The sequence below is a fragment of the Streptomyces calidiresistens genome, assembly GCF_014141525.1.
Taxonomy (GTDB): Bacteria; Actinomycetota; Actinomycetes; order Streptomycetales; family Streptomycetaceae; genus Streptomyces; species Streptomyces calidiresistens.
Genome location: NZ_VKHS01000102.1, coordinates 1 through 10618, shown reverse-complemented (window position 1 = coordinate 10618; position 10618 = coordinate 1). Strand labels below are relative to the sequence as shown.

Annotated in this window: 11 protein-coding genes; 10 read left to right on the top strand and 1 reads right to left on the bottom strand. The window is 74.6% G+C overall.

Annotated elements, in window-relative coordinates:
* Nucleotides 1-72 precede the first annotated feature (72 nt).
* The 4 genes from FOE67_RS07030 to FOE67_RS07015 all read left to right on the top strand — a co-directional run bounded on the left by FOE67_RS07030 (nt 73) and on the right by FOE67_RS07015 (nt 4217).
* Nucleotides 73-492, top strand: coding sequence for a DUF8830 family protein (locus FOE67_RS07030; RefSeq protein ID WP_182661585.1), 420 nt, complete (start codon nt 73-75; stop codon nt 490-492).
* 340 nt (nt 493-832) lie between these two features.
* Complete coding sequence (locus FOE67_RS07025) at nt 833-2083, top strand: glutamate-5-semialdehyde dehydrogenase (protein ID WP_438874192.1); 1251 nt, start codon at nt 833-835, stop codon at nt 2081-2083.
* A 49-nt stretch (nt 2084-2132) separates the two neighbouring features.
* A complete protein-coding gene (locus tag FOE67_RS07020) occupies nt 2133-2840 on the top strand; it encodes an SCO2584 family spore wall biosynthesis protein (protein ID WP_182661581.1) in 708 nt (235 codons plus the stop codon).
* Between the two features lie 276 nt (nt 2841-3116).
* Nucleotides 3117-4217 carry an SCO2583 family membrane protein gene (locus FOE67_RS07015; protein WP_182661579.1) on the top strand — a complete coding sequence of 367 codons (1101 nt, stop codon included), beginning with the start codon at nt 3117-3119 and terminating at the stop codon, nt 4215-4217.
* Nucleotides 4218-4307: 90 nt separating this feature from the next.
* Here FOE67_RS07015 and FOE67_RS07010 read toward each other — a convergent pair whose 3' ends face one another.
* The gene (locus FOE67_RS07010; protein WP_182661577.1) at nt 4308-5504 is read right to left on the bottom strand and encodes a M48 family metallopeptidase; all 1197 of its coding nucleotides are present in this window, start codon (nt 5502-5504) and stop codon (nt 4308-4310) included.
* 162 nt (nt 5505-5666) lie between these two features.
* Here FOE67_RS07010 and FOE67_RS07005 point away from each other — a divergent pair, with 162 nt between their 5' ends.
* From FOE67_RS07005 to FOE67_RS06980, 6 genes are all read left to right on the top strand, one after another.
* On the top strand, nt 5667-5819 hold the full coding sequence (locus FOE67_RS07005; protein WP_182661574.1) for a hypothetical protein: 153 nt from the start codon (nt 5667-5669) through the stop codon (nt 5817-5819).
* A gap of 88 nt (nt 5820-5907) precedes the next feature.
* Nucleotides 5908-6630 (top strand): nicotinate-nucleotide adenylyltransferase, encoded by a 723-nt coding sequence (gene nadD, locus FOE67_RS07000; RefSeq protein WP_182661572.1) that lies wholly within the window; start codon nt 5908-5910, stop codon nt 6628-6630.
* Nucleotides 6631-6672: 42 nt separating this feature from the next.
* Nucleotides 6673-8658, top strand: a complete 1986-nt coding sequence (locus FOE67_RS30285) for an LCP family protein (protein WP_182661570.1) — start codon at nt 6673-6675, stop codon at nt 8656-8658.
* A 130-nt stretch (nt 8659-8788) separates the two neighbouring features.
* Nucleotides 8789-9205, top strand: coding sequence for a ribosome silencing factor (rsfS, locus tag FOE67_RS06990; protein WP_182661568.1), 417 nt, complete (start codon nt 8789-8791; stop codon nt 9203-9205).
* Nucleotides 9202-9849, top strand: coding sequence for a histidine phosphatase family protein (locus FOE67_RS06985; protein WP_323384400.1), 648 nt, complete (start codon nt 9202-9204; stop codon nt 9847-9849). The genes rsfS and FOE67_RS06985 overlap by 4 nt, the downstream gene beginning before the upstream one ends.
* Nucleotides 9850-10082: 233 nt before the next feature.
* The gene (locus FOE67_RS06980) at nt 10083-10316 is read left to right on the top strand and encodes a hypothetical protein (RefSeq protein ID WP_143618427.1); all 234 of its coding nucleotides are present in this window, start codon (nt 10083-10085) and stop codon (nt 10314-10316) included.
* Nucleotides 10317-10618: the final 302 nt, after the last annotated feature.

Below are 10618 nucleotides of genomic sequence, written 5' to 3'. Positions count from 1 at the left end.
CTCCCCATCCGCCGGGCGGGGCGCGTGGAAGAGACGAAGGCAGCACACCAGCACCATGTCAGGAGGCCGCCGGTGAGACGACTGGCCAGCGTCGAGGAGGGGCGGTCGGACCGCCCCGAGGAGGAGCGGGCCGACCCGGGGGACGTCGAGGAGGGGCGACTGTGGCACGTGACGCTCAGCGTCGCCGGCACGCCCGCGCCGGTGGGGGAGGTGCGGCGCGCCCTGGAGCAGTTGGCGCACGACCATCCCTTCCTGCTGACCAGCAGGTACGCGGGGGACCACGCCGAGATCCGCTACTGGGAACAGGCCCGTGACCTGCGGGACGCCGCCGCCGTCGCGCTGCGGCTGTGGGGCGAGCACCGGCGCACGGCCGGTCTGCCGCCGTGGGAGATCGTCGGCCTGGAGGTGATCGGTCGGGACGTCTACCACCAGCGGATCGCCGAGGGGTACGGGCCGCCGCCCGCGGTGCCGGTGGGCGTGCACCCCTTCTGAGATCGTCTCCGAAGGGCTGCGCCCCGGGCTCCGACCCGGCTCCGGCGGATCGGGCGCCCCGGGGGCGCCCCCACCGACTTCCACCCGAACGGGTGAAGCGGGGGCGCGGGAGGCGATCCGGGCCCCGGGCGCGTTCGGGAAACGAAGACGGGAGGACTCGGGCGGCGGGGCCCTCCGGGACTCCGCCCGGAGGGCGGTGACGGTGCCCGGGATGCGGACGAACCGCCGGTTCCGGGTGACCGTCCCGGTACCCTTGGCGGCCATGAGCCGTACCGCCCCCGAGGCCGCAGCGTCCACCGAAAACCCCACCCCGGCCGCCGGAACCCCGGAGGACTCCCCGGTGCTCGCGGTCGCCCGCCGGGCCCGGGAGGCCGCCACCGAGCTGGCGCCGCTGCCCCGCACCGCGCGGGACGGCGCGCTGCTGGCCGTGGCGGACGCCCTGGAGGCCCGGACGGCGGAGATCACCGGGGCCAACGCCCGCGACGTCGCCCGCGCCCGCGAGGCCGGCACCGCCGAGGGCATCATCGACCGGCTGACCCTCACCCCCGAGCGCATCGCGGCGATCGCCTCCGACGTGCGCGACGTGGTGGCGCTGCCCGACCCGGTGGGCGAGGTGGTGCGCGGCTCCACCCTGCCCAACGGGCTGGAGCTGCGGCAGGTGCGGGTGCCGCTGGGCGTGGTCGGCATCATCTACGAGGCCCGGCCGAACGTGACGGTGGACGCCGCCGCGCTCTGCCTGAAGTCCGGCAACGCCGTGCTGCTGCGCGGCTCCTCCTCCGCCTACGCCTCCAACACCGCCCTGGTGGAGGTGCTGCGGGACGCGGTGGCCGGCGCCGGCCTGCCCGCCGACTCCGTGCAGCTGGTGCCCGGCGAGGGCCGGGAGTCGGCACGTGAGCTGATGCGGGCCCGCGGCCTGGTGGACGTGCTCATCCCGCGCGGCGGCGCCTCCCTGATCAACACGGTGGTCCGCGAGTCGGTCGTCCCGGTGATCGAGACCGGTGTCGGCAACTGCCACGTGTACGTGGACGAGGCCGCCGACCTCGACATGGCGGTCGAGCTGCTGGTGAACTCCAAGGCCCAGCGGCCGAGCGTGTGCAACGCGGCCGAGACGGTGCTGGTGCACGCCGGCATCGCCGACCGTTTCCTGCCGCTCGCCCTGGCCGCGCTGCGGGACGCCGGGGTGACCGTGCACGGTGACGAGACCTGGGCCAAGGCCGGTGCCTCGGCCGGGGTCGAGGTCGTCCCGGTCACCGACGAGGACTGGGGCACCGAGTACCTCTCCCTGGACATCGCCGCCGGCGTGGTGCCCGACCTGGACTCCGCGGTGGCGCACATCCGGCGCTGGTCCTCCGGGCACACCGAGTCGATCATCTCCCGCGACACGGCGGCGGTGCGGCGGTTCGTCTCCCGGGTGGACTCCACGGCGGTGATCGTCAACGCCTCGACGCGATTCACCGATGGGGGTCAATTCGGTTTCGGCGCCGAGATCGGCATCTCGACCCAGAAGCTCCACGCCCGCGGCCCGATGGGCCTGCCGGAGCTGACCTCGACCAAGTACGTGGTCACCGGCGAGGGTCACGTCCGGGGGTGAATTCGGGCGGGACTTCCCGTTCGGTCCCCGATCGCCCTAGGCTGGGGACGTGCCGGAGGACCCGACGGGCCCACCGTTCCCGGACGGTGAGGGACCCGACAGCCCAGATCACGGGGCGGCCGACGAGGCGTTCGACGCCCTGGTGCTCGACGAGGCGTTCGTCGCGGCGGCGCGGGTGCACGAGCCCAGCGCCGCCGAGCGTTCGCTGGACGCCGCCCTGGAGCGCGCGGAGCGCGAGGCGGCCCGTGAGCGCGCCGAGCCCTTCCCCGACGGCGATCCGCTCGTCTACGACCATCCCTTCGCCGATCCCGCCGATCCCGGGGCGGCCTTCCCCGACCCCGGCTTCGGACACACCTACGGGTACGGGTACGGCCTGGGGCACGGGATCTTCCCCGACGCCGGGAACCGGACCCCCGGGGCCGGGGGCGTCGGCCGCCCGGCCGGGGGCTCCGGGCGCGCGCGGAGCGGCGGGACACCGGATGCCGCGGGGGTCGGGCCACGGCCGCCGGAGCCGCCCGCCCGGTGGCCGGGGCGCTGGCAGCGACCGGTGGCCTGCGTGCTGGCCGTGGTGATGGGTCTCAGTGTGATCGCGTTCGCCCTGGTCTCGATCGATCGGGGCGCCGGCCGGGGGGAGCCCGCCGGTGAGCCGGCGCCCCCGGCCGAACTGCCCGAGGAGGCCGGTTCCCCCATCGGGGAGCCCGCCGGTGCCGCCGGGGCGGGGAGTCCCCGCGGCGGTTTCCCGGCCCGGGGCGGCTGAGCGTCGCTTGTGCCCGCGCCGCGGGGTCGGGGGTCGGCGGGGATCGCCGCCCCTCGCGCTCCGTCGCCGGCGCCTCCGTCGGTGGGTGACCCGCCGTCGCACGGGGGACTCGTTGCTCCATTCGGGTGAGGGGTGCGGAGGTCCCGCGCACTCCCCGTCCCCGACCCCCGGCATCGGGGAACACGCCGCCCCGGCCGGCCGGAGTCGGCCCCCGGGAGCGGAAATCGTCTCCGGGCGGACTGTCTCCCCGGCCCCTCCCCGTCCTACGCTGGACGGGTGGCCGGGCGTTCAGAACCTCCGGAGGGGACCCCGACGGGATTCTCCGGGGAGGACGAGGAGTGGCGATCGACCGTCTTCGACGAGTCGTTCATCCGCGCTGCCCGCATCGAGGAGTTCTCCGCCCAACGGCGGCTGGAGGAGGAGACCTCCCCGGTCCGCAACCGCTTCGCCCCCGCACCGGAGTCCCGGTGGGGATCCGGGCTGCCCGCCCAGGGCATCGTGCTGGGCCTGATCGTCCTCACCGCGCTCGCCGTCGCCGTGCTGCTCGGCACGAACTCCCCCTACAACGGGGCCATCGAGCACACCTCCCCGCCCTGGACGGTGGTGGTGCCGCTGGTCCCCGGCGAGGAGGTTCCCGGCGGCACGGTCGATGAGCTGACGGCGGAGGGACCGGTCGCCGACCTGGGCGTCGGGGCCGCCGGCCTGGAGCTGCCCGAGGCGCGCCGCACCGAGGAGTTCGGCCGGGAGCAGGTCGCGCAGGCCCTCGCCCTGGCCAAGGAGTACGCGGTGGCCGCCACCCTCACCCCCGAGGTGCTGACCGGCGCCACCGTGCTGCCCGTGCGGGGCCTGCTGCGCCCCGAACAGCAGCGACAACTCGACCGCAGTCTGGCGGGTGGGGAGGAGGGGCCGGTCGCCACCGGGTGGCTGATCCGCTTCGACCCCTCGGTGGCCGCCCTCGCCGACCCCCGGGTGCGCACCGGGGGCACCTTCACCGTCCGGGAGGTCGGTGCGGGCCGTGCCCTGGAGGTCTCGGTGGCGCTGGTCGCCGCCTACGCGGTGCGGCCGGCGGAGGCCGATGTCGACGACCCCGCCTCGCTGTTCATGGTGCAGCGACGGCTGCGGATGGAGTTCACCGAGCGGGACCTGCGCGAACGCCGGGTGGTCCTGGTGGGGTCGCAGGTCGCCGCCGGGCCCGCCGACTGCGCCGTGGACCCCTCCCGGGAACTGCGTCCGCTCTTCGCCGGGGAGCGGCCCTCCGGGGACGCCCCGGAGGGCGGCGGCACGGACCCGTTCTCCGTCCTGGAACCCTCGGCGGCCGGGGGCACGGTGTGCGGCACCCTGCGACAGACGCCCTCCGACGGGCCCGCCGGGAGTTGAACGGGCGCCCGCCCCCGGTCGGACCCGCCGGTGCCGGTCGCGGGGCGCGGACGGCGGGAACCGTCCGCGCCCCGCGACCGGTGGAGCCGATCAGCGGCCGTCGCCGGAGCCGTTCGGGTCGTGCCGGTCGTTCCGGTCGTTCGAGGAGCCCGTGGAACCGTCGGTGCCCCCCGGGCCGGGGCGCCGGGGCCGGCCCCCGCCGGTGGCGAAGTCCCGCAGCTTCCCGCCGAGGTCACCCGCGCCCGTGGCCACGTCGTTGACCAGCTTCATCAGCGGGTCCCGGCCGTTGCGGACGGTCTGCGCGTAGTGGCCGGCCGACTCGCGGAAGGAGTCCGAGATCCGGGTCTCCCCGTCCTCGTCCCGGCGCGGGTAGTGCCCGTCGCACAACCGCTGGTAGTCCCGGGTCAGCGACCACTTCTTCAGCTCGGCCGCGCGGACGGCCGCGAAGGGGTGCGTCCGGGGCAGGACGTTGAGGATCTTCAGCACGGAGTCGCGCAGGTCGCCGCCCGCCTCGTACTCCTCGGCCTGCTCCAGGAACGCGTCCACGTTCATCCGGTGCAGGTTGTGGCCGCCGGCCAGCTTCATCAGCCCGCGCAGCGAGGCGTCCAGGTCCTGCCCCACCAGCAGGCCCGCCCGGTCGGCGGACAGCTCGGACTTGCGGAACCACTCGCGCAGCGCGGTGACGATGGCCATGATCGCGACGTTGCCCAGCGGGATCCACGCCACCCGCACCGCGATGCTCGTCAGGAAGAGCAGGATGGTCCGGTAGACGGCGTGGCCGGAGAGCGCGTGCCCGACCTCGTGGCCGACGACGGCCCGCATCTCCTCCTCGTCCAGCAGGTCCACCAGGCCGGTGGTGACCACGATGATCGGCTGGTCCAGGCCGATGCACATGGCGTTGGGCTGCGGGTCCTGCGAGACGTACATCGGGGGGACGCGCTCCAGGTCCAGGATGGCGCAGGCGTCCAGCAACATGTGGTGCAGTTCGGCGAACTGCCGCTCGCTCACCCGCACCGAGTCCGACAGGAACAGCAACCGCAGACTGCGCTCGGGCAGCATGCCGCTGAGGGTCTTGAAGACGGTGTCGAAACCGGTCAGCTTGCGGAGCGCGACCAGCGCGGAACGGTCCGCGGGGTGCTCGTACGCCCGCGAGGAGATGCCGGGGTAGTGACGGCGCCGCCGCCCGGGCACCCCGGCGTCCGGGCCGTCGCCACCCGGTTCGCCGCCCCCTCCGGTTCCCCTCCGGTCGCCCTCGCCGTTCTTGTCGAAGTTCGTGTTCTCGGTCATTCGGCCCCCTCCGAGCCCCGTTCGACGGGCGCCGACGGTCCGGCGTCCGGTCTCCCCTCCAACTGCACCCCGGGCCCGGTGGTGGGGGCAAGAGGGAGCGGACATCGGGTCCGCATACCATGAGCCTACGTTTCCGACGCCTCTTTCCGGATGGGTCATCGCATGTACTTCACCAGTGCCACCGCCGCCCTGACCGCCCTCGCCGAGGAGGGCGCCGAGCACGGGGCGCTGAACCCCTGGTTGGTGGGGGGTCTCGTCCTCGCCGCCCTGTTGGCGATGCTGTGGGTCACCACCCTCCTCAACCGGGACCGCTGAGCCCCCACCGGGGACGGGCGCACCGTACGGGAACCCCACCGGACTTCCCCGGGACGGGTTCCCGTGACGAGCGGTTAGGGTTCGGCACATGGCAGACGAGACTCCCCGCGCCGGGGACGCGCCCCGGCGCGCGGATGACCCCGGCGCGCCCGTCACCGCCCCCGTCCCGGGGGCGGGAGACGGTGCCCCGGAGGGCACCGGGGCGCCGGTCAAGCGGCGACTCGGGGTGATGGGCGGCACCTTCGACCCCATCCACCACGGTCACCTGGTGGCGGCCAGCGAGGTCGCCGCCCGCTTCCACCTCGACGAGGTGGTCTTCGTGCCCACCGGCAAGCCGTGGCAGAAGAGCCACCAGCGGGTCTCGCCCGCCGAGGACCGCTACCTGATGACGGTCATCGCGACCGCCTCCAACCCGCAGTTCTCGGTGAGCCGGATCGACATCGACCGGCCGGGCACCACCTACACCATCGACACCCTGCGGGATCTGCGCCGGGAGAACCCGGACGCCGACCTCTTCTTCATCACCGGCGCCGACGCCCTCGCCCAGATCCTGGGCTGGCGCGACGCGGCGGAACTCTTCTCGCTGGCGCACTTCATCGGCGTCACCCGCCCCGGCCACACCCTGACCGATCCCGGTCTGCCCGACGGCGGGGTGTCGCTGATCGAGGTCCCGGCGCTCGCCATCTCCTCCACGGACTGCCGGGCCAGGGTGGCCGTGGGGGAGCCCGTCTGGTACCTGGTACCGGACGGGGTGGTGCGCTACATCAACAAGCGCAGGCTCTACCGTGACCGACCGGCACCGCAGCGCTGACCAGGGCTCGGGGGCCGACCGCGGCCCGAAGGGGGCGGACTCGTGAACGACCGACACGATCCCTACCGGGAGTTCCGGGGATACGACGAATACGGTCGCCCCGTATGGGGGAGCACGCCGGAACAGGAGGCGTGGGGCGGCCCCGGCGCGGGCGACCCGGCGACCGGCGGTTCCGGGGGGTGGGACCCGTACGGGGCCGACCCGGCCACCGGCGGGAACGCCGACGGGGGCCGGCACGGGGGATACGACGCCGGGACCTCCCACGGGTACGGCACGGCCGAGTGGGCCGGCCACGAGGGTTCCGACGCCCGGGCCGGCGGAGCCGGGCAGACGTGGAACGCCGGCGGGACCGGCGGGTGGGACGGCCACGCCGCCCACGGCGACGGGTACGGCTCCGGGGGATGGGACGGCACCCCGAACGGGACGGGCGCGGCCGGACACCCGGACGCCTTCTCGCGCACCACCGTGCGTCCCGGGGAGCCGCGGGAGGCCGGTGTGCCGGGACCCCGGCGCCCGGCCGACGACGGGTACGCCGGTGGATACGGCGACGCCGGGTACGGGAACGGCTACGGCGCGACCGGGTACGACGACGCCGGTTACGGGGACGGCGGGAGCCGGGCGACCGACCACGCCCGGGAGGACACCGCGACGGACGACGGATACGACGGATACGACGGATACGACGGATACGACGGGTCCCCGGGTACCGACGGGCCCGGCGGCACCCGGGACCGCTCCGGGGAGCCCGGGGGAGAGGAGCCGGGCGAGGGTCCCCACGACCATCGCGCCGAGGGGTTCGACTTCGTCGAGGAGAAGGAGGAGGGCGGCGAGGACGTCATCGACTGGCTCAAGTTCAGCGAGAGCCGCACCGAACGGCGGGAGGAGGCCAGGCGCAAGGCCCTGGGCCGACGCCGCCTGCTGGTGATCGCCGTGGTCCTGGCCCTGGTGGGCGGTGTGGGATGGCTGTGGGCCGGGGACCGCCTGCCCTTCACCGGCGGTGAGGGGACCGAGGAGGAGGCCGGACCCACGGCGGAGAGCCGCGACGTGATCATCGTCCACCTGCGTCAGACCAACGGCGACACCACCTCCACCGCTCTTCTGGTGGCCAATCGCACCACCGAGCGGGGCACCACCCTCCTGCTGCCCAACGAACTCGTCGTCACCCCCGACGGCGGCACCACCACCCTGGGCCAGGCGGTCACCGAGGAGGGCGCCGCGTCGGTCCGCGAGGCCGTCGGCACGCTGCTGGGCGCCGACATCAGGGGCACCTGGCGACTGGACACCCCCTACCTGGAGAACCTCGTGGACCTCGTCGGCGGGATCACGGTGGACACCGACACCGCCGTCCCCGACGAGGAGGGCGAGGAGGTCGTCCCCGAGGGGGAGGGGACCTCCCTCACCGGGGCGCAGGCCGTCGCCTACGCCGTCCACCGCGCCGACGACGAACCCCAGCGGGCCCAACTGGAGCGCTTCGGCCAGGTGATGTCGGCGGTCTGGGAGAAGATGCCCGACACCGAGGACGGTGCCGTCCGGATCGTGGAGAACCTGGCCCAGGTCCCCGATCCCTCCCTCTCCGAGAAGGCGCTGGGCGCCAACCTCGCCCGGCTGGCCGGCATGGCCGGCGCCGGCGCGCACGACATGGTGCTGCTCACCGTCCGCGAGGACGGGACGATCGACGACGGGACGGCCGAGAACGTGGTCGCGGCCGTCCTCGGCGGCACCGTGAACGAGACCGAGGGCGTCCAGTTGCCCCGCGTCGCCGTGCGGGACGGCAGCGAGGACGGGGCGGCCGGCGAGTCGGCCCGGGTGCTGCTGGTCAACGGCGGGTTCACCGTGGTGGAGACCCGGGCGGCCGACGGGGAGATCTCCGGGGACGAGGTCCGCTACCGGTCGGAACCCTTCCGCCAGACCGCGGTGGAGGTGGCCCGAACCCTGGGGCTGCCCGACGAGGCCGCCGTCGAGGGGGAGGTCCCCGGCAACGCGGACATCGTGGTCCTGGTCGGTGAGGACGCCGACGCCGGCGAGTAGGAGCGGCCGGGACCCCGGCAGGGGGAGGGCCGACCTCCCCCTGCCGGGGCGACCCGGCCCGGCGGCCGGGTCGCCCCGGGACGTGAGACCCTGGATCCGATATTCGTCGATCGAGGGAGAACCCCCTGTTGTGACCGCCACCGACCGCGCCACCGAGCTGATCACGGTCGCCGCCCAGGCCGCGGCCGACAAGCTGGCGCACGACATCATCGCGTACGACGTGAGTGACGTCCTGGCCATCACCGACGCCTTCCTGCTGGCCTCCGCCCCCAACGACCGCCAGGTCCGGGCGATCGTGGACGCCGTGGAGGAGCAGCTGCGGGAGAAGCTGGACGCCAAGCCCGTGCGCCGCGAGGGGGAGCGCGAGGGACGCTGGGTGCTGCTGGACTACGTGGACATCGTCGTGCACGTCCAGCACTCCGAGGAGCGGGTCTTCTACGCGCTCGAGCGGCTGTGGAAGGACTGCCCGCGGCTGGAGCTGCCGCCGGACGCGGAGGCGACCCGCGGCGCCGGGGCCGCGGACGACGGGCGGGAGGACTCCCCGTGAGCGTTCCGCCGCCGGGCCGCCGCATCGTCCTGTGGCGGCACGGGCAGACCTCCTGGAACCTGGAGCACCGCTTCCAGGGCACCACGGACATCCCGCTCACCGACGAGGGGCGCGCCCAGGCGCGGCGGGCGGCCGGCATGCTGGCCCGGCTGCGCCCGGACGCCATCGTCTCCTCGGACCTGAGCCGGGCCGCGGACACCGCCGCCGAACTGGCCGCCCTCACCGGCCTGGAGGTGCGGAGGGACGAGGCGCTGCGGGAGACGTACGCCGGGGTGTGGCAGGGGCTGACCCACGAGGAGATCCGGGCCCGTTACGGTGAGGAGTACGCCGCGTGGAAGCGCGGCGAGGCCGTGCGCCGCGGCGGGGGCGAACTGGAGTCCGAGGTCGCGGACCGCGCGGCGCCCTTCGTGGAGCGCCACGCGGAGAAGCTGCCGGACAACGGCACCCTGATCGTGGTCAGCCACGGCGGCACCATCCGCACCACCATCGGACGCCTGATCGGCCTGGAACCCTCCAGCTGGGAGGCGTTGGGCGGACTGTCCAACTGCTGCTGGTCGGTGCTCGGCCGCGGGGTCCGCGGGTGGCGTCTGCTGGAGCACAACGCCGGCAGCCTGCCCCTCCCGGTGATCGGCGACGACACCTGAGCCACCGGGGCCCGGGCCGGCGCGCCGGGCGCACGACGCGGGTGTGCGATCGTGCACACGAGGTATCGATCCCGTCTCCCTTCGGGGGAGACGGGATCGTCCGCTTATCGCGAACCGTTCCCCGTGGCAGAATCGTGCCGGCCGGGACGGGCGACCCGGTGCGGAACTCCCGGCGACCACGGAGGATTTCCACGTGCGCATGGCCTGCGGCCGAGGCTGGAGTTGATCGCGTCATGGGAGCACACAGCAGGAAGTGCGACTGGTGCGGCGGGGCCACCCCCATCGTGCGCGATCTCGAGCCGGTCAATCCCTCCTACCAGTACTGGTGTGTGGAGTGCGCGCGGGCGCTGATCATAAAAGGCGACCCGATCGAGGTGTACCGGGAGTTGGAGGGCGAGCCCATCTACGGTCGGTTGCTCGACGAGCACTGCACGCTGAAGCGTTTCTACTCCTTCGCGGGCGCCTGAGCCGGTTCCGGCGGCGCCGTGGCGGGTCGCCGCGTGGCGTTCCCGCGGTGCTTGTCCGTGGTCCCGACGCGCTCCGCTCCCGGGTGTTTCCGGGGTCGGTTTCCCGATCTCCCGCTCAGCGGGTTCAGCGGGTTCAGCGGGTTCGAGGGGGGCACCGCGCGGAACGGGTGCCCCGCGCCCGGCGGCCCCTTTCCCGGCGCCCCGACCGCTCGCCGGGCCGCGGGCGCGTGTCGTCCCTCACCCCCGCGTCGCCGGGAGGCGGGAGCGGCACGGTGCCGCCCGGCGTTCCCCCTCCGCACCTC

Excerpts from the sequence above, each read along its gene's own strand:
- FOE67_RS07010 (WP_182661577.1), bottom strand. The coding sequence starts at position 5,504 with ATGACCGAGAACACGAACTTCGACAAGAACGGCGAGGGCGACCGGAGG.
- FOE67_RS07005 (WP_182661574.1), top strand. The coding sequence starts at position 5,667 with ATGTACTTCACCAGTGCCACCGCCGCCCTGACCGCCCTCGCCGAGGAG.
- nadD (WP_182661572.1), top strand. The coding sequence starts at position 5,908 with ATGGCAGACGAGACTCCCCGCGCCGGGGACGCGCCCCGGCGCGCGGAT.
- FOE67_RS06980 (WP_143618427.1), top strand. The coding sequence starts at position 10,083 with ATGGGAGCACACAGCAGGAAGTGCGACTGGTGCGGCGGGGCCACCCCC.